At 63.2% G+C, this 18,805-nt stretch carries 17 protein-coding genes and 1 tRNA gene; 15 read left to right on the top strand and 3 right to left on the bottom strand.

The features are described 5' to 3' along the window. Positions 1–179: 179 nt before the first annotated feature. Positions 180–256: transfer RNA gene (locus PSEMAI1_RS0105720), tRNA-Val, on the bottom strand. A gap of 124 nt (positions 257–380) precedes the next feature. Between PSEMAI1_RS0105720 and tgt the strand changes: the two genes are divergently transcribed. From tgt to PSEMAI1_RS0105650, 14 genes are all read left to right on the top strand, one after another. Then, positions 381–1,496: a tRNA guanosine(34) transglycosylase Tgt gene (gene tgt / locus PSEMAI1_RS0105715; RefSeq protein WP_024301946.1), complete on the top strand. Its 1,116-nt coding sequence runs from the start codon at positions 381–383 to the stop codon at positions 1,494–1,496. Positions 1,497–1,630: 134 nt separating this feature from the next. Beyond that, positions 1,631–1,951, top strand: coding sequence for a preprotein translocase subunit YajC (gene yajC, locus PSEMAI1_RS0105710; protein WP_024301945.1), 321 nt, complete (start codon positions 1,631–1,633; stop codon positions 1,949–1,951). Between the two features lie 54 nt (positions 1,952–2,005). Then, on the top strand, positions 2,006–3,847 hold the full coding sequence (secD, locus tag PSEMAI1_RS0105705; protein ID WP_024301944.1) for a protein translocase subunit SecD: 1,842 nt from the start codon (positions 2,006–2,008) through the stop codon (positions 3,845–3,847). Positions 3,848–3,892: 45 nt separating this feature from the next. Further along, positions 3,893–4,828 carry a protein translocase subunit SecF gene (secF, locus tag PSEMAI1_RS0105700; protein ID WP_024301943.1) on the top strand — a complete coding sequence of 312 codons (936 nt, stop codon included), beginning with the start codon at positions 3,893–3,895 and terminating at the stop codon, positions 4,826–4,828. A gap of 120 nt (positions 4,829–4,948) precedes the next feature. Then, positions 4,949–5,605 carry a DedA family protein gene (locus tag PSEMAI1_RS0105695; protein WP_084612630.1) on the top strand — a complete coding sequence of 219 codons (657 nt, stop codon included), beginning with the start codon at positions 4,949–4,951 and terminating at the stop codon, positions 5,603–5,605. Beyond that, a complete protein-coding gene (mutL, locus tag PSEMAI1_RS0105690) occupies positions 5,602–7,476 on the top strand; it encodes a DNA mismatch repair endonuclease MutL (RefSeq protein ID WP_024301941.1) in 1,875 nt (624 codons plus the stop codon). The genes PSEMAI1_RS0105695 and mutL overlap by 4 nt, the downstream gene beginning before the upstream one ends. Positions 7,477–7,558: 82 nt before the next feature. Further along, positions 7,559–8,986 carry an exodeoxyribonuclease I gene (sbcB, locus tag PSEMAI1_RS0105685; RefSeq protein ID WP_024301940.1) on the top strand — a complete coding sequence of 476 codons (1,428 nt, stop codon included), beginning with the start codon at positions 7,559–7,561 and terminating at the stop codon, positions 8,984–8,986. 106 nt (positions 8,987–9,092) lie between these two features. Next, a complete protein-coding gene (gene miaA, locus PSEMAI1_RS0105680; protein ID WP_024301939.1) occupies positions 9,093–10,052 on the top strand; it encodes a tRNA (adenosine(37)-N6)-dimethylallyltransferase MiaA in 960 nt (319 codons plus the stop codon). An 86-nt stretch (positions 10,053–10,138) separates the two neighbouring features. Then, the gene (locus tag PSEMAI1_RS0105675; RefSeq protein ID WP_024301938.1) at positions 10,139–10,555 is read left to right on the top strand and encodes a type IV pilin protein; all 417 of its coding nucleotides are present in this window, start codon (positions 10,139–10,141) and stop codon (positions 10,553–10,555) included. Then, entirely contained in the window at positions 10,549–11,067 is a 519-nt protein-coding gene (locus tag PSEMAI1_RS0105670) for a GspH/FimT family pseudopilin (RefSeq protein ID WP_024301937.1), read from the top strand. The genes PSEMAI1_RS0105675 and PSEMAI1_RS0105670 overlap by 7 nt, the downstream gene beginning before the upstream one ends. 2 nt (positions 11,068–11,069) lie before the next feature. After that, positions 11,070–11,543, top strand: coding sequence for a type IV pilus modification protein PilV (gene pilV / locus PSEMAI1_RS0105665; RefSeq protein WP_024301936.1), 474 nt, complete (start codon positions 11,070–11,072; stop codon positions 11,541–11,543). 7 nt (positions 11,544–11,550) lie between these two features. Next, the gene (locus PSEMAI1_RS0105660; RefSeq protein WP_232219846.1) at positions 11,551–12,708 is read left to right on the top strand and encodes a PilW family protein; all 1,158 of its coding nucleotides are present in this window, start codon (positions 11,551–11,553) and stop codon (positions 12,706–12,708) included. A gap of 17 nt (positions 12,709–12,725) precedes the next feature. Beyond that, complete coding sequence (locus PSEMAI1_RS0105655) at positions 12,726–13,337, top strand: hypothetical protein (protein WP_232219845.1); 612 nt, start codon at positions 12,726–12,728, stop codon at positions 13,335–13,337. A gap of 11 nt (positions 13,338–13,348) precedes the next feature. Continuing rightward, positions 13,349–15,316 carry a pilus assembly protein gene (locus tag PSEMAI1_RS0105650; RefSeq protein WP_024301933.1) on the top strand — a complete coding sequence of 656 codons (1,968 nt, stop codon included), beginning with the start codon at positions 13,349–13,351 and terminating at the stop codon, positions 15,314–15,316. 73 nt (positions 15,317–15,389) lie between these two features. Here the strand turns inward: PSEMAI1_RS0105650 and PSEMAI1_RS0105645 are convergent, their stop codons facing one another. Both PSEMAI1_RS0105645 and PSEMAI1_RS0105640 read right to left on the bottom strand, forming a co-directional pair. Beyond that, positions 15,390–15,740: a RidA family protein gene (locus PSEMAI1_RS0105645; RefSeq protein WP_024301932.1), complete on the bottom strand. Its 351-nt coding sequence runs from the start codon at positions 15,738–15,740 to the stop codon at positions 15,390–15,392. Between the two features lie 115 nt (positions 15,741–15,855). After that, positions 15,856–17,022: a fatty acid desaturase gene (locus PSEMAI1_RS0105640; RefSeq protein WP_024301931.1), complete on the bottom strand. Its 1,167-nt coding sequence runs from the start codon at positions 17,020–17,022 to the stop codon at positions 15,856–15,858. Positions 17,023–17,157: 135 nt separating this feature from the next. On the opposite strand from PSEMAI1_RS0105640, the gene PSEMAI1_RS0105635 reads away from it, so the two are divergent. After that, positions 17,158–18,741 carry a YdgA family protein gene (locus tag PSEMAI1_RS0105635; RefSeq protein WP_024301930.1) on the top strand — a complete coding sequence of 528 codons (1,584 nt, stop codon included), beginning with the start codon at positions 17,158–17,160 and terminating at the stop codon, positions 18,739–18,741. Positions 18,742–18,805: the final 64 nt, after the last annotated feature.

Genomic DNA, 18,805 nt, shown 5'->3' with positions numbered 1-18,805 from the left:
GTGAACTCCAACGCAGTAGGGCCGGGCAAGGCGCGATCAGATTTGGAAAAAAACAAAAAAAAAGTGCGGCCAAAGCCGCACTTTTTTTGCATGGAACATCCCGCAAGGCGCGACTAGCGCGAGCAACGGGTAATGGTAGTTCGGAAAATCATTTCCGGAAATGCTCCAATGCTGAATTCTGGTAGGCACGATTGGATTCGAACCAACGACCCCCACCATGTCAAGGTGGTGCTCTAACCAACTGAGCTACGTGCCTGTCGTCGAGGAGTGCATAATACTGCTGCCCACTCCCCTTTGCAAGCCCCTCGATGCAAAAATTCGTGCATTCAAGCGCATCAGGTATACTAGCGTGCTGATTTTACTAGGCAAACCTTATTTTCATGCTGAAGTTTACCGTACATAAAACCTCCGGCGGCGCCCGCCGGGGAACGCTGGAACTGAACCACGGCACGGTCGAGACCCCGGTTTTCCAGCCGGTGGGCACCTATGGCTCGGTCAAGGCGATGAGCCCGGTCGAACTGAACGACATCGGCGCACAGATCATCCTGGGCAACACCTTCCATCTGTGGCTGCGCCCCGGTCTGGAGATCATCGAACAGTTCGGTGGGCTGCACGACTTCATCGGTTGGAATAAGCCGATCCTCACCGACTCCGGCGGCTTCCAGGTCTTCAGCCTGGGCGCGCTGAACAAGATCACCGAGGAGGGCGTGACCTTCCAGAGCCCGGTCAACGGCGACAAGTTGTTCCTGTCGCCGGAAAAGTCGATGGAAATCCAGAAGGTGCTGAACTCGGACATCGTGATGATCTTCGACGAATGCACGCCCGGCCAGGTCGACCACAATACCGCCGCCAAGTCGATGCGCATGAGCCTGCGCTGGGCGGAGCGTTCGCGCCGCGCCTTCGACGACCTGAAGAATCCCAATGCACTGTTCGGCATCGTGCAAGGCAACCTTTATACCGATTTGCGCCGGGAGTCGCTCGAGGGACTGATGGAGATCGGGTTCGACGGCTACGCCATCGGCGGGCTGTCGGTAGGCGAACCCAAGCCCGAGATGTACCGCATGCTGACCGAGATGAAGGACATGCTGCCCGCCGACAAGCCGCACTACCTGATGGGGGTGGGCACGCCGGAGGATCTGGTGCACGGCGTGGCCAACGGCGTGGACATGTTCGATTGCGTGATGCCGACGCGCAATGCGCGCAACGGCTGGCTGTTCACCCAGTGGGGCGACATCAAGATCAAGAACGCGCGCTACAAGGATGACAAGAGGCCATTGGACGAGGCCTGCGGCTGTTACGCCTGCCGCAACTTCAGCCGCGCCTACCTGCATCACCTGCACCGGGTCGGCGAAATCCTCGGCGCGCGGCTCAATACCATCCATAACCTGTATTACTACCAGCAGTTGATGGCAGAAATGCGCCAGGCCATCGAAGAAGACCGCTTCCCGGCGTTCCAGGTCGATTTCGCCCAGCGCCGGTCGCGCGGGGCCGACTGAGGCGATGGAACTGGCGCGGCAGGCCGTAGTCATATCGAGTTTGCGCCGCCGCCACGGTTGGAAAAGCAACACGGCGTGGCTACAATGGCCCGCTTCGGATACCGATAGACAACAAACATAAGGGAGTTAACACGATGTTCATCACCCCCGCATTCGCCGCCGGCACCGCTCCGGGTGGTTTCGACCTGATGGGCTTCCTGCCCATGATCGTGATTTTCGCGCTGTTCTGGTTCCTGCTGGTTCGCCCGCAACAGAAACGCGCCAAGGAACAGCAGAAGATGCTGTCTGAAATCACCAAGGGCGACGAGGTGGTGACCCAAGGCGGCATCCTGGGCCGCGTGACCAAGGCCGGCGAGCAATACCTGACCCTGGAAGTGGCCAACGGCGTGGAAGTCCAGATCCAGCGCGGCGCGGTTGCAGCCAAACTGGAAAAGGGCACCCTCAAGTCCCTGTAATGCACACTGGCCGCCCTCCCGGGCGGCCGTTTCCCTTCTGCCAGACTCTCGCTCATGAACCGCTATCCACTCTGGAAATACTTCATCATCGTGGTAGCGCTGATCGTTTCGACGATCTACACGCTGCCCAACTTCTTCGGCGAGACGCCCGCGGTCCAGATTTCCAGCTCGCGCCAGTCCATCTCGGTCGACACCGCGCTGATGGGCCGCGTGGAAGCCGCGCTGAAAGCCCAGAACATCACGCCGGACGGCCTGTTCCTGGACGGCAACAGCCTCAAGGTGCGCTTCCACGATCCGGACACCCAGATCAAGGCTCGCGACACCATCCAGCAAGCCCTGGGCGACAACTACATCATCGCGCTCAACCTGCTGGCCGCCTCGCCCGACTGGCTGGCCAAACTCAAGGCCTACCCGATGTTCCTGGGCCTCGACCTGCGCGGGGGCGTGCACTTCCTCTTGGAAGTGGACATGAAGGCCGCTACCGACAAGACCATGGAGCGCTACGCCGGAGATATCCGCCGCGAGCTCAAGGACAAGAAGGTCCGCTACGGCACCATCAAGCGCAACGGCAACACGCTGGAGGTGCAACTGCGTGACGCGGCCACGCTGAAAGCCGCCGAAGACGCCGTGGCGCGCGCCCTGCCCTCGCTGAGCTTCACCAGTGACGAGAACAGCTACAAGCTGAGCCTGACGCTGAAGCCCGAAGAAATCACCCGCATCCAGAGCGACGCGGTAAAGCAGAACATCACCACGCTGCATAACCGCGTGAACGAACTGGGTGTGGCCGAACCGGTGATCCAGCAGTCCGGCGCCAACCGCATCGTGGTGCAACTGCCGGGTGTGCAGGACACCGCCAAGGCCAAGGACATCCTCGGCCGTACCGCCACACTGGAAGTGCGCATGGTGTCCGACGACCAGAGCATGATGGCCGAGGCCCTGGCCGGCAGCGTGCCGAGCGGCTACGAGCTCCTGGACGAGCTAACCCCGCGCGGGCCGCAGAAGATCCTGGTGAGCAAGGAAGTGGAGCTGACCGGCGACAACATCAACGACGCCCAGCCGGGCTTCGACGAGAACGGCACGCCGGCGGTGCACATCAACCTCGACTCGACCGGAGCCTCGATCTTCCGCCAGGTGACGGCGGAGAACATCGGCAAGCGCATGGCGATGGTGCTGGTGGAGAAAGGTCGCGCCGAGGTGGTGACCGCACCGGTGATCCGCACCGAGATCGGCGGCGGCCGGGTGCAGATTTCCGGCAGCATGAACGTGGCCGAAGCCAACGATACCGCGCTGCTGCTGCGCGCCGGCTCGCTGGCCGCACCGATGAACATCATCGAGGAACGCACCGTCGGCCCGAGCCTCGGCAAGGAGAACATCGAGAAGGGCTTCCACTCGACGCTGTGGGGCTTTGCCGCAATCGCCGTATTCATGCTGATCTACTACCACGTATTCGGGCTGATCTCGGCACTGGCTCTGGGCGTTAACCTGTTCATGCTGGTGGCGCTGTTGTCGATGCTGCAGGCGACGCTGACCCTGCCCGGCATTGCCGCCATCGCGCTGACGCTGGGTATGGCGATCGACGCCAACGTGCTGATCAACGAGCGCATCCGCGAGGAGCTCCGCAACGGCGTGCCGCCGCATTCGGCGATCCAGGCCGGTTACCAGCACGCCTGGGCAACCATTCTGGACTCCAACATCACCACGCTGATCGCTGGCCTGGCGCTGTTGATCTTCGGTTCCGGCCCGGTGCGCGGCTTTGCCGTGGTGCACTGCCTGGGCATCCTGACCTCGATGTTCTCGGCGGTACTGGTGTCGCGCGGCCTCGTGAACCTGTGGTACGGCCGCAAACGGCGCCTGACCTCGGTCTCGATCGGTCAGATCTGGAAACCTGAAACGTAAGCAGGCGGGGCGGCTTCCCCGCCCCTCTCATCCCTAGAGGACGCAATGGAGCTTTTCCGCATAAAACGGGACATCCCGTTCATGAGCTACGGCCGGCTCACCACGACCATTTCGCTGGTGACCTTCGTGCTGGCCGTGTTCTTCCTGTTCGCCAAGGGGCTGAACTTCAGCGTGGAATTTACCGGCGGTACGGTAATGGAAGTGCAATACCGCCAGGCAGCCGACCTGGGCAACATCCGTGAGCGGGTGGACGCCCTCAAGTTGGGCGAGGCCACGGTGCAGAGCCTGGGTACCTCGCGCGACGTGCTGATCCGCCTGCCGAGCAAGCAGGGCGTGAGTTCGGCCCAGTTGTCCGAGCGCGTCATGGGCGCGCTGAAGACGGCCGACCCGGCGGTGGAACTGCGCAAGGTCGAATTCGTCGGCCCGAGCGTGGGCGAGGAACTGGTCACCCACGGCCTGACTGCCGTAATCATCGTATGCCTGGGCATCATGCTGTACCTGGCGCTGCGCTTCGAGTGGCGCTTCGCCGTGGCGGCCATCATCGCCAACATGCACGACGTGGTGATCATCCTCGGCTGCTTCGCCTTCTTCCAGTGGGAGTTCAGCCTCACCGTGCTGGCCGGCGTGTTGGCGGTGCTGGGCTATTCGGTGAACGAGTCGGTGGTGGTGTTCGACCGGATCCGCGAGAACTTCCGCAAGGCGGCGATGCGCAACAAGAGCGTGCCCGAGATCATCGACAACGCCATCACCGCGACCATGAGCCGCACCCTGATCACGCACGGTTGTACCGAGGCGATGGTGCTGTCGATGCTGGTCTTCGGCGGCCCGGCGCTGCACGGCTTCGCCATCGCCCTGACCATCGGCATCGTATTCGGCATCTATTCGTCGGTACTGGTGGCAAGCCCGATCGCGTTGTGGCTGGGCGTGGCGCGCGAGCACATGATCAAGCCGCAGAGACCCAAGGACGAGGCAGTCGTCTGATCGCTGAACTGGCCGGCACGTCCGGCCAGTTTCTTTTTCAAGACAAGGCCTGTGCATGCCGCAGCGGCTCAGAGCAGGCTCCCGCCGCCCTTGCCACGGTTTGTGCCAACCTCCTGTACAATGAGCGCCATGGAAGCCCTTCAATTTCTGCTCGATTTCGTGCTGCATATCGACCGCCACCTAGCGGCTCTGGTGGCAGCCTACGGCCCGTGGATCTACCTGATCCTGTTCCTGATCGTGTTCTGCGAGACCGGTCTGGTGGTAACGCCGGTGCTGCCCGGCGACTCGCTGCTGTTCGTCGCCGGCACGCTGGCCGCCACCGGCGGTATGAACGCGCATGCGCTGGTCGCCACGCTGATCGCCGCCGCCATCCTCGGCGACACCGTCAACTATAGCGTCGGCCGCCATCTCGGCCTGTCGCTGTTCGAGCGCTTTCCGCGCGTGCTGAAACAGAGCTACCTCGACAAGACCCACGCCTTCTACGAGCGCCACGGCGGCAAGACCATCATCCTGGCCCGCTTCGTGCCGATCGTGCGCACCTTCGCGCCGTTCGTGGCCGGCGTCGGCACCATGGGCTACCGCCACTTCCTGGCCTACAACGTGATCGGCGGCGTGCTGTGGGTGGCGAGCTTCACCTACGCCGGCTACCTGTTCGGCAACCTGCCGGCGGTGAAGAGCAACCTGGAATACCTGATCTTCGGCATCATCTTCGTCTCGCTGCTGCCGGGCATCATCGAAATCTGGCGCCACAAACGCCCGGCACGCAAGACCGCATGAAACGCATCCATTCGCTGCCCGACCACCTGGTCAACCAGATTGCCGCCGGCGAGGTGGTGGAGCGCCCCGCCTCGGCGCTGAAGGAGATGCTGGAGAACAGCCTGGACTCCGGCGCCGACAAGATCACCGTCGACCTGGCCCAGGGCGGCATCAAGCTGATCCGCGTCACCGACAACGGCGGCGGCATCGTGCCGGACGACCTGCCCCTGGCACTCGACCGCCACGCCACCAGCAAGATCGCCTCGCTCGCCGATCTGGAAAGCGTCGCCACGCTGGGCTTTCGCGGCGAAGGCTTGGCCAGTATCGCCTCGGTGTCGCGGCTGACCTTGATCAGCCGCCCACACGACGAGGCGCACGCGCACCAGATCATCGCCATCGACGGTGCCTTGCATCCGGTGGAGCCGGCGGCGCACGCGCCGGGCACCAGCGTCGAGGTGGTCGATCTCTATTTCAACACCCCGGCCCGGCGCAAGTTCCTCAAGAGCGAGAACACCGAGTACGCCCATTGCGCGGCGACCTTCGAGCGCATCGCGCTGGCGCACCCGCAGGTGGAGTTCCTGTTGCGCCACAACGGCAAGGTGGTGTGGCGCCTGCCGCCACAGTCACTGGCGGAACGCGTCGGTGCGCTGCTCGGCAAGGATTTCGTCGAGGCCGCGCTGCCGCTGGAAACGGCGGCTGGCGGGCTGCAGCTGGCCGGCTTCGTCGCCAGCCCGACCTATTCCAAGGCCAGCCGCGACGCCCAATACTTCTACGTCAACGGCCGCTTCGTGCGCGACAAGACCGCGCAGCACGCGCTGCGCCAGGCCTATCGTGACGTGCTGCACCACGACCGCCACCCGGCCTACGCGCTGTTCCTGACCATCGATCCGGCCGGGGTGGACGTCAACGTACACCCGACCAAGATCGAGGTGCGTTTCCGCGAATCGCAGGCCATCCACCAGTTCCTGTTCCACAGCGTCAACAAGGCGCTGGCGGCGACCACGGCTGGGGCTGCACCGGCCGTCGCGTTGGCCGACACGCCCGAAGCCGGCCCGGCTTCGGCCAGCCCGTCGAACGGCATACCGGCCCCGACCGGACTGCTCGGCAGCAGTTCGGGCAGCGGCCGCACCCCGGTGCAGACTTTCCGCTACGAGCAGCAGAGCATTCCGCTCAATGTCGCCCGCGAGGCGGTCGGCGTGTACGACGCGATGTTCTCCGGGCTGCGCGAGGAAGAGCGCCTGGCCATACCGCTGCCGTCCCCCTTGCCGGCGGCCACGCTGGCCGCCCTGCCCGACAGCGACGACGGCATCCCGCCGCTCGGCTTCGCACTGGCACAGTTGCACGGCGTCTACATCCTGAGCCAGTGCCAGGAAGGGCTGATCGTGGTCGACATGCACGCCGCGCACGAGCGCATCGTCTACGAACGGCTGAAGACCGCGCTGGAGAGCGACAGCATCCCGATGCAGCCCTTGCTGCTGCCGGTATCGTTCGCCGCCGACCGCATGGAGGCGGCCACGGTGCACGAGCACGGCGAGGAGATGAAACGGCTCGGCGTCGAACTCGCCCCGCTCTCGCCCACCCAGATCGCCGTGCGCGGCGTGCCGGTGTGGCTGAAGGACGGCAACCCGGTGGAACTGGCACGCGCGGTGCTGAAGGACGTGCGCGAATTTGGCCTGACACAGGTACTGACCGAGCGCCGTAACGAACTGCTGGCCACCATGGCCTGCCACGGTGCGGTGCGCGCCAACCGCCAGCTCACGCTGGCCGAGATGAACGCACTGCTGCGCGACATGGAAGCCACCGAACGCTCCGGCCAGTGCAACCACGGCCGGCCGACCTGGAGCCGGCTGTCGATGAAGGATCTCGACAACCTGTTCATGCGCGGGCGCTGACAGAGATACCCGACCGCTGGCGATTGGCCGAAGTGGTCCGTGGTGCGACAATGCCGCATTTTCCGACCGACTTCGCCATCCCATGTCCTCTCACACCTTCTTCTGGCACGACTACGAGACCTTCGGCGCCGTGCCGCGCCAGGACCGGCCGGCGCAGTTCGCCGGCATCCGCACCGACGCCGAGCTGAACGAGATCGGCGAGCCGGTCATGCTGTATTGCCGCCCCAGCCCGGACTACCTGCCCTCGCCCGAGGCCTGCCTGCTCACCGGCATTACCCCGCAGCTGTGCCAACACCATGGCGTGGCCGAGCATGAATTCGCCGGCGTGATCGAGCGCGAGCTGGCCACGCCGGGCACCATCGGCGTTGGCTACAACTCGCTGCGCTTCGACGACGAAGTCACCCGCTTCCTGTTCTGGCGCAACCTGATCGACCCCTACGCACGCGAGTGGCAGAACCAGTGCGGACGCTGGGACCTGCTCGACCTGGTGCGCGCCACCTACGCGCTGCGTCCCGAGGGCATCGAGTGGCCCAAGCACGACACCGGCCTGCCCAGCTTCAAGCTCGAGCACCTGTCCGCCGCCAACGGCCTGGCACACGAGGCCGCGCACGACGCACTGTCCGACGTGCGCGCCACCATCGCCCTGGCACGACTGATCCGCCAGCGCCAGCCCAAGCTGTTTGAGTTCTACCTCGGCCTGCGCAAGAAGGACGCCGTGCGCCACCAGCTCAGCCTGCACGCCCCGCGCCCGCTGCTGCACGTCTCCGGCATGTACGGCGCCGAGCGCGGCAACCTGGCGGTGGTCTGGCCGCTGGCCGAGCACCCGGGCAACAAGAACGAGGTCATCGTCTGGGACCTGGCGCACGACCCGGCCGAACTGCGTGGACTCGGCCCGGACGCGATCCGCCAGCGCCTGTTCAGCCGCAGCGACGAGCTGCCCGATGGCGTCAGCCGATTGCCGATCAAGACCATCCACATCAACAAGTCGCCGTTCGTCGTGAGCAATCTGCGCGTCCTGAGTGCCGAGCGCGCCGCACACTGGGGCGTCGACCTGGATGCAGTCAAACGCCACGCTGAAGCCGCACAAGCCCTGCCGAACCTGACCCCGGTCTGGCGCAAGGTCTATCAGCGCGAGAACGGCGCACCGGCCGACGTCGACGAGAACCTCTACGGCGGCTTCGTTTCCAACAACGACCGCCGCGAACTCGCCCGGCTGCGCACGCTGTCGGCGGCGCAACTGGCCGGCGAGCGCCCGGCCTTCGAGGATGCGCAACTGGCCGAGCAACTGTTCCGCTACCGCGCCCGCAACTTCCCCGCCTCGCTGTCGGCCGCCGAGCGGGAGCGCTGGCAGGCTTGGTGCCACAGCAAGCTGATCGACGGCGCGGTCCCCGGCCGCCACCGCGCCCGGTGCCTGGAAGAGATTGCCGCCCTGGAAGCGACAGCCGACGAGCGCGGTAGGGCGCTGCTGGCGGCGATCCGCCAGTTCGTCGACGAGACAGCCCCACTCTGATCAGCACGCCGCCCCTTTCGGCCGACCTCGTTTTCCGGATCAAAGGTTGGCCGAAACCACGCCCGGTGCGACAATGGCGCATCGCTGCACACTCCGTACCACCCCCATGACCGCAACTCCCAAAGCCATCCTGCTGATGGGTCCGACCGCCTCGGGCAAGACCGGACTGGCGCTCGAACTGGCTCGCCACTTCCCGGCGGAAATCATCAGCGTCGACTCCGCGCTGGTCTACCGTGACATGGACATCGGTACCGCCAAGCCCAGCCGCGAGGAGCTGGCACTTGTACCGCATCATCTGATCGACATCATCAGCCCGTTGGAATCCTACTCCGCCGCGCAGTTTCATGCCGATGCCAACCGCCTGATCGACGACATCGCTGCGCGCGGCAAGGTGCCGCTGCTGGTTGGCGGCACCATGCTCTACTTCAAGGCGCTGATCGACGGCCTCTCCGACATGCCGCCGGCCGATGCGGCCACCCGCGCCCAGCTCGACCTCGAAGCCGCCAAATACGGCTGGCCCGCGCTGCATGCGCAACTCGCCGAGGCCGACCCGGCCACCGCCGCGCGCCTGGAGCCGATGGACTCGCAGCGCATCCAGCGCGCGCTGGAGGTCTTCCGGCTGACCGGCAAGCCGCTCTCCGCCTGGCACGCCGAGGGACGCAGCCAGGCAGCCCGCTTCGAGATGCTCAAACTGGCGCTGATCCCGCACGACCGTGCCTGGCTGCACGAACGCATCGCCCTGCGCTTCCGGGTAATGCTGGAACAGTTCTTCCTCGACGAAGTCATCCGCCTGCGCCAGCGCTACCCCGAACTCACCCCCGACCTGCCCTCGATGCGCTGCGTCGGCTACCGCCAAGCCTGGGAGCACCTCGACGGCCACAGCAGTTATCCCGAATTCATCGATAGAGGCATAGCCGCCACCCGACAGTTGGCCAAGCGCCAGCTCACCTGGCTGCGCTCGATGGACGGCATCGCTGCACTCGACCCCGCCGAGGCGGGTGTCACCACCCAGGCCCTGTCCGCTTGCCACGATTTTCTGTCGGCGTCGACACCACATTCCGCTTAAAAATCAGGCAGGACAACAGCACATCCGCTCATAAAATCGAACTCTTTCGACTATCATGAGAAAGAACAAAGGGGTGCGAAAGAATTATGAAAAAGGCTTGGGCGGGATTCACCCTGATCGAACTCATGATCGCCATCGTCGTGGTGGCCATCCTGATGTCGATCGCCATTCCGGCGTATCAGGACTACGTGCGCCGCGGACGCATCAACGCCGCGCTGGCCGAGCTGTCGCAGAGCCGGGTGAGCCTGGAGCAGTATTACGCCGATAACCGCAGCTATGCCGCCTCCGGCACCACCTGCGGGACCACGCCGTCCACCGTCGACTACTTCACCCTGGCCTGCACTGCCAGCGGCAGCACCGGCTACACCCTCAGCGCCACCGGTACCACGGCGATGGTCGGTTATGACTACAGCCTGAACCAGAGCAACAGCAAGAGCACCACCCAGTACGAAGGCAGCACGGTCAGCAAATCGTGCTGGCTGATCAAGGGGGACGAATGCTGAGGTTCGCACGCCAGGTGGGGTTCACCCTGACCGAAATGCTGATCACGCTGGCGCTGATGGCCATCGTGCTGGCTTTGGCCGTGCCCAGTTTTTCGACGTGGCTGATGAATCACCAGATCCGCAACGCCGCCGACACCGCCATGGCCAGCCTGCAGCTGGCACGGGCCGAAGCCATCCGCACCAATACCTCGGTACGCCTGAGCTTCGATGCGAGCACCAAGAAGATCTGGCAGATCACGCGCGTGGACACCAGCGCCGTGCTGCAGCAGAAGAACTTTGCCGAAGACGCCCCCAAGGTCACCATCACGCCGACCCCATCTACCGTCACCACGATCACCTTCAACGGGCTCGGCAGGATCAGCGACGCCACGCCGCTGACGCAGCTGGACTTCGATTCGACCACCATCCCCGCAGCCGACAGCAAAGACATGCGCATCACTCTGCAGACCGGTGGGGCGATGAAGCTGTGCGATCCCAACGTCACCAGCTCGACCGACCCGAGGAAGTGCTGATCATGTCCGGCCCGAGCAGACACCTGTACCGCCAGCACGGCTCGACCCTGATCGAGGCGCTGATCGCCATGGCCATCTTCGCCATCAGCATTCTCGCCCTCATCGCCCTGCAAGGCTTCACCATCCGCGCCAACAGCGAGAACCAGTATCGTGGCCAGGCCACCTACCTGGCCAACAGCCTGATCGGCCAGATGTGGGCGGCTCGCGCCAGTGGCAGCTTCGCCACCAACTTTGCCTTCAACTCGGGCAGCACGTGCAACGGCACCTCCACCAGTTCCAGCCAGGCCGAAGTCAGCAGCTGGCTGAGCTCGATCAACTCGACACTGCCCAACGCCAACGCCGCCCGCCAATCGGTCACCATCACCTCGGCTCTCGGTGGCGCGGCCAACCAGGTGACCATCACGATCTGCTGGCAGAACACGAGCGACGGCGACGTGCGCCGCTTTACCACTACCACACTGATCCCGACCACCTGAGGCGATCATGATGCACCACCCGCCCCTTCACTCTCCGCGCCGCCAGGCGGGCATCAGCCTGATCGAGATCATGATCGGCCTGACGATCGCGCTGATCACCACGCTGATGCTGTCGCAGATCATGGGGCTGTGGTGGAACCAGCGCAAAACCACCGACTCCGCCTCGGAAGGCCAGAACCAGGGGCTAACGTCCATGGTGCTGATGGAACAGGCCATCCGCAGCGCCGGCTACGGCACGCAGATCGGCACCTTGGTCAACTGCACCAGTCGCTACGCCTACACCGGCACCAATGGCGCCAACGGAAGCGAAGACCCCAACTTTGCCGGTGCCGGCTTTGGCGCCGCTATTGCCCCGTTGATCATCGCCGACGGCGGCACCAACGGCGAGGCGGATCAGGTACTGATCCACAGCGGAGAAGGCAACATCAGCTTCGGTCTGACCACCATCGACAAGACCATGCCACCCGGCTCGTCCGAAATCGACGTCAACTCGGTCACGGGTTTCGAGGAAAATACCTTTTCCGTCCTGTACGATCCGGAGACCGGCAACTGCACCCGCTTCGACCTCACCAAGAAGCAGAACTCCGCGGTCAAGCTACAGCAGAACCCGGGCAACAACGACAACGGCACCACTTACAACCCGGCCACCAGCTACCAGAATGACCACAGCTACCCCGCCTATAGTAGTGGCGACTACATCATCAAGCTGGGTTCGGACGTTCTCACCAGCACCTACTCAGTAGACGAAACCAACCGCCAGCTGAAACTGGCCGACGCCTCGATGCGCGTGGCCACCGTCAACTACACGCTGGGCGAGAGCATCGTCAACATGCAGGCACAGTACGGCATCAAGGGGACCAGCAGCTACACCTGGACCGACGCCACCGGCACTTATTCCAAGTCCACACTGGAAGCCGACAGCGCCAGCCTGGACAAGATACTCACCCTGCAAGCGGTGAAGCTGGCCGTGGTCGCCCGCATCCCCAAGCGGGAAAGCGGCATCGTCACCACCGCTTGCGCCGGCTTCTCCAGCGGCATCTGCATCTGGGGCAGCACCAAGGTCAGGCTGGACGGTGGCGCCGGCGGCACCGAATGGCAGCACTACAAGTACCGCGTCTACGAAAGCGTCATCCCGCTGAGGAACACGATATGGGCCGCCGGCTAGACATGATGAGACCCGCCATGCGCCAAGCCCAGCGGGGGGTCTCGCTGGTCATCACCCTGATCGCCATGATCGCCATCCTGCTGATCGGCATCGCCATGGTGCGGGTGGTCGACTTCTCCGGCCTGATGACCCGCAACCTGGCCTTCCGCGAAAGCGGCATCCACCTGTCGGATGTCGGCCTGCAATACGGCCTGTCAGCACTGGGCAGCCTGACGACGACCACCCTGGACGGCGCCAACAAGGCTAACTGCACCGCCAACTCGACCACCTTCAGCAACTGCTATTACCCGGTCGACCTGGACACCAACTCCGACGGCGTGCCCGACAACCTCGACTGGTCCACCGTCGATGCCATCAGCGTCGGCAACAGCTCGGGCTATACCGTCAAGTTCGTCATCGAACGGCTGTGCACCGGCTCGCTGGGCACGACGGTGACGGACAAGGCCGGGAAATGCCAGTTCGCCATTCCCAGCAGTGGCGGCACCTCCACGCTGGGCGGCAGCAAGAAGATCGGCAGCACGGTGTTTTCCGGCCTGAGCACCAGCAACAGCATCTACTATCGCGTCACCAGCCGCGCCGAAGGTCCGGGCAGCAGCCTGAGCATGTCCCAGACCATCCTCACCCGATAGGAAGCACGATCATGTTCACGGCAAGATGGAATATGCGCCATGCGGCCCTGGCCACCACCCTGGCGGTGGCCCCGCTGCTGGCACAGGCCGACATCACGACGACCCTGCCGGACTATCCGCTGGAAGTCTGTACCACCAGCATCGACCTGACCCAGAGCGGCTCGGCGGCAGCGGTCACCAACTCCAACATCGTGCAGGGCGACAACACCCTGTTTGCCTCCTATTACAACTATTCCAACTTGTCCGGCGATCTGAAGGCGTTCAGCATCGACACCACAACCGGGGCGGTCAGCAGCACGGCCCTGTGGAGTGCCCAGAGCAATATCGGCACCTCTAGAACGCTTTATACCTACGACCCAGAGACACCAAGTACCCCCAAGCAACTTACCACTTCCATTTGCTCGACAGGTAGCGGTAGCCATACAACAGCAAGTACTTGGGTCGACTACCTCAACACAACCAGCATCGCCGACTGCGAAAACGTTATCACGGCCTTGCGAGGAAGCTCGACAGTCGCCACCGGCCTGCGTACCTATAAAATCGGTACGATCGTTCATAGCGAAGCGGTTTTTGTTCCTAATCTGGCCCGCGTTTTCCAGGCCGCGAACGATGGGATGCTGCATGCTTTCCATACGGTGACCGGTGGGAGCGGGTCGAATGCAACGACAGCAGGAGCCGAAGCGTGGGCTTATATACCCAGAGCCTTTCTGGCCGCCAGCGTCGGACAAAGCGAAGCTCCCAAGATCGATAGCTATGTGCGAAGTACTTATATCTTGCATAAGTATTGGCTGGATGCCTCGCCGGCCATTGAAACCTTCACCACCACCAGTGGCAATACCACGACTTATACGAATTACTTTGCCAGCGGCTATGGCAAGGGCGCCAAAGGGGCATACGCCCTGACCTTGGGTGCCAGTTCCCCCACACCCAAGTGGCAATTCAACACCAGCACCGACAGCAATGCCGGCTACTTGTATGGTCGCCCGATCATCACCCAAGTCATGATCGGAACAACGCTGACCAAAGTCGCCATTTTTGCCTCAGGCTTCAACAACACCGATCTATCCAGCCTGTCCAGCAACAGTTACCTGTATGTGGTCGATCTCAGCACAACCACTCCGACCCTTCTCAAAACCTTTAGCGTCGCCGGCAAAGGCTTGAACTATATCGCCGGCTTCGCAGACAGCTATTCTGCGCTGAACCAGGTCAAATACGTCTACGGTGGCGACCTGGACGGTAACGTCTGGCGCTTCAACCTGACCGCCACCGCGGCTAGCAGTTGGACAGTGAACAAACTGGCCAGCCTGAGTGCCCCGATCACCAGTGAACCGGAACTGTCCGAAATCACCATCAATGGCACTCCCAAACGCTTCGTCTATGTCGGCACCGGACGTTATCTGACCTCCTCCGACATCAGTTCCAGCGAAACCGGTAGCATGTACGGCCTGATCGACCGCATCGACACCGTGACCGGCTATGATGACGAAGATGATGCAACCACCCCCAGCCAGTTGAGCACCGTCACCCTGTCCTCGAGCAATTACGCTACTGACACGAATACAACTGCCCTGGAGACGTATGGCTGGAAAGCCCAGCTCCCCTCTGGCCAGCGCGTGATCAACTCCCCGGCCTTGGCAAACGGCAAGGTACTGTTCACCGCGAACAAGCCGGCCGATCCATGCGATGCCAACACCACCTCCCCGATGGAGAGCTGGCTGTACGTCATCGACTACAAGACCGGCCTGCAAACCGGCTATTTCAGCCTAAGCAGCCTCGCCAGCAGCGCCGGGCTCAGCGACACCCACTTCCTGGCCAGCCGTCCGACGGTCGTCAAACTGTCGAGCGGCAATTACAAAGCCATGATCCGGACCACCGATGGTGAGACGCTCGCCGTGGACGTCGGCACACTGCTGACCACCAGCGGCGGCAGTGGCGGCACGGTGAAGGGGATGTTCTGGCGCGAGGTCATTACCCAATAATCCTCCCCGCCACCGACAAAAAACCCGGCAGGCTGGGTGCCTGCCGGGTTTTTTTGTGGACTCCCCATCGGCCTCAGCCGCGACTGGCCACCAGCTTGATCTCGACCTTCCACGCCGGGTTGGCCAATTTGGCTTCCACCGTGGCGCGGGCCGGTACGTAGCCTTCGGGTACCCAGGCGTCCCAGGCTTCGTTCATGGCGTCGTAATCGGCCAGCGAAGCCAGGAAAATAGTGGCATCGACGATCTTGGTCTTGTCCGAACCCAGTTCAGCCAGCAGGGTGTCAATCTGGCCCAGCACGTTGGCGGTCTGCTCGCGGGCGTCGGCCTCGGTATTTTCCGGCACCTGTCCGGCCAGGAAAATCAGGCCGTTGACGACGGTGGCTTCGGCCAGCCGCTTACCAGGTTTGTGACGATAGATGGTCATGGCAGTCCCCCTTCAATAATCGATTTCGCACGCCGGCTCCCTTGGAGCCCGGCAATAAAAAACGGCGGGAGCGAATCCCACCGTCGAGCAGTGTATCAGGAGCCTGAACGATACGTCAGGCCACGGCAACCCGGCGCAGGCGCAGGGCGTAGGTTCTGAGCGCTTCGATGCCGCTGGCTTCCGCACGTGCGCACCAGTCCTGCAGTTCTTTGAGCAGTTGCTCGCGGGTCAGCGTGGAACGCTCCCACAGGCGGGACAGTTCCTGGCGCATGGTGTAGATGGTCTGCAGCACATGGCTCTTTTCCAGCAGCGCCGCCAGTTGCTCGCGCTCGTCCGCCGGGGTGTCCTTGGCTTCCTGCTTGAGCCAGGTCTTCATCTTACCGACCAGGTTGCCCTGCCCCAGTTTCTCGATCTCGCTGCGGTAGACGCCTTTCAGCTCGCGGGCATAGCGGGCGGCCAAGGCATAGCGGTTGGCCACCACCGCCTGCAAGTGCTCGAGGTCCAGATGCGGGCGCGACGGGTCTTCGGCCAGCTTGGGCGCCACCTTGCGCACCTTGGCCAGACCCAGGCTTTCCAGGATGCGGATGTACATCCAGCCGATATCGAACTCGTACCATTTGTACGAGAGCTTGGCCGAGGTGCCGAAGGTGTGGTGGTTGTTGTGCAGTTCTTCGCCACCGATCAGGATGCCCCACGGCAGGATGTTGGTGGAGGCGTCTTCGTTCTCGAAGTTGCGGTAGCCCCAGTAGTGGCCGATGCCGTTGATGATGCCGGCCGCGGTCAGCGGAATCCAGATCATCTGCACCGCCCAGATGGAGAGACCGATCGGGCCGAACAGCGCGAGGTCGATCGCCAGCATCAGGAGGATGCCCTTGGCACTGTGCGGGGTGTAGACATTGCGCTCGAGCCAGTCGTCCGGCGTGCCGTGGCCAAACTTCTCCATGATGGTGCGGTCTTTGCAGGCGGCGCGGTAGAGTTCGGCGCCTTCGAAGAATACTTTCTTGATGCCCAGCACTTGCGGGCTGTGCGGATCTTCGGCCGTTTCGCAGCGGGCGTGATGCTTGCGGTGGACCGAGGCCCACTCCTTGGTGACCATGCCGGTGGTCAGCCAGAGCCAGAAGCGGAAGAAGTGGCTCGGGATCGGATGCAGATCCAGGGCGCGGTGCGCCTGGTGGCGGTGCAGGAAGATGGTTACCGAGGCAATGGTAATGTGCGTCAGCACCAGCGTGACGACGACATATCCCCACCACGGCAAATCGATCAAACCATTAATCCATTCCATTAAATCGCGCACCTCATCGGTAATAAAGTCCCATTGTAATAAATAGTTAGCGCAATGTCAGACTCTTTCTTCGCAGGTGTGTTCCCCAAGTCCCCTGGTGTAACATATGATGTCTTTTTACACTTTCTGAAGCTGATGCTTGTGCCGCAAAAAAAACGTCTGATCATTGCAGGTGGAGTACTGGGTGGCCTGTTCGTCCTGTATGGCGGAGCCGCCTACTGGGCCGGCCTCAAGACCGAGGACACCCTGGCCGAACAGCACCGCATGCTGGCGGAATTTCCGCTGTTCAAGGTGAAATCCCATAGCTACGAGCGGGGCTGGTTCTCGTCCACCGAGACCACCGAACTCACCTTCAACCGCCGTCTGTCGGGGCCGTACGAGGCCATGCTGCCGGACAACCTGCGCCCCCTGCTCGGCTCGACCATCCGCTTTACCCATCACGTCAAGCACGGCCCGCTGCCGGGTATCGGCAGCTTCGACTTCCGCCCGGCACGCGCCCTGGTCTCCACCGAATTCGCCATGAGCGACGCCACCCGCAAGACGCTGTCGCGCTTCTTCGGCGACAAGGAGCCCATCACCGTCACCAACCGGCTGGGCTTCGGCGGCGGCGGCCTGCTGGAAGTCAACATCCCGTCGTTCGATTACGACGAGGCGCTGTCGGGGGTCAAGGTCAACTGGAAGGGCTTCGACCTGAAGGTCGACTATGCGTCCGGCTACAAGGAATACAAGGCCGAGGCGCTCTCGCCCGGCTTCCTGCTCGAGGCGTCGAGCAAGGGCTCGCTGGCCTTCGACGGGGTCAAGTACCTGTCCGACGTGCGTCCGGGCAGCAGCGGCATCAAGCTCGGCACCAGCGAGCTGACCGTCGGCGACGTGCAGCTCAACTGGAAGGAAAGCGTGCCGTACAACCTCAAGCTCAACGAGCTGGTGTACGTGCTGACGCGCATCCGGGTGGGTGAATTCATCAACCCGTCCGGCGAGTTCCATCCGTCGAACGTCGGCCTGAAGGGGCTGCGCTACCAGATGGTGACCAGCGAGCAGGACGAGTTCGTCAATACCCGCGGCAAGTTCGATTTCGCCAGCTTCAACCTCAACGACAAGCGCTACGGCCCAATGAAGCTGGACGTGTCGGCCAACCATCTGCACGGCCCGACCCTGCTCAAACTGGACGAGGAGATCGGCAAGATTCCGTTCGAAGGGGTCGACCCGGCCATCCTGCGCCAGCGTTACGTGAACACCATCAAGACCTATGGCGTTCCGCTGCTGGAGAACAGCCCACGCCTGGTCGTCAACGAGTTCTCGCTGCGCATGCCCAGCGGCGAAGCACGGCTCAAGGGCAACCTGACGCTGACCGGCTTCCAGAAGGCCGACCTGCAAGACCCGCTGACCTTCCTCAAGCGCTTCGAGGCCGAGGCCAGCGTCAAGCTGCCGCGCCAGACGCTGGAAGACCTGGTGGTGGCCCAGGCGCGCAACCTGTTCACCGTCGACGCCTCGGCGGAAGACCAGCCCAACCTCAGGGAAGTGGACGAGCTGGCGCGCAGCCTGCTCGACAGCCAGTTGGCACAGTGGACCGAGGAGGGCTACCTGAAGCAGCAGGACGGCCAGATTTCCACCGACCTGGAATACAAGCAGGGCGTGATGACCATCAACCACAAGAAGGTCGAGCTGCCCTGGGAAGAAAGCGACACGCCAGATCCGGCACAGTCCGGCGGCGGCGCCTGATCGCCGCAAAACGACCAAGGGGGCCAATGGCCCCCTTTTCTATTGCAGCGTCGGTTCGATTACC

Origin of the sequence: Pseudogulbenkiania sp. MAI-1 (genome assembly GCF_000527175.1) — a bacterium.
GTDB lineage: Bacteria > Pseudomonadota > Gammaproteobacteria > Burkholderiales > Chromobacteriaceae > Pseudogulbenkiania.
This window is presented reverse-complemented; position numbering and strand designations above follow the sequence as displayed.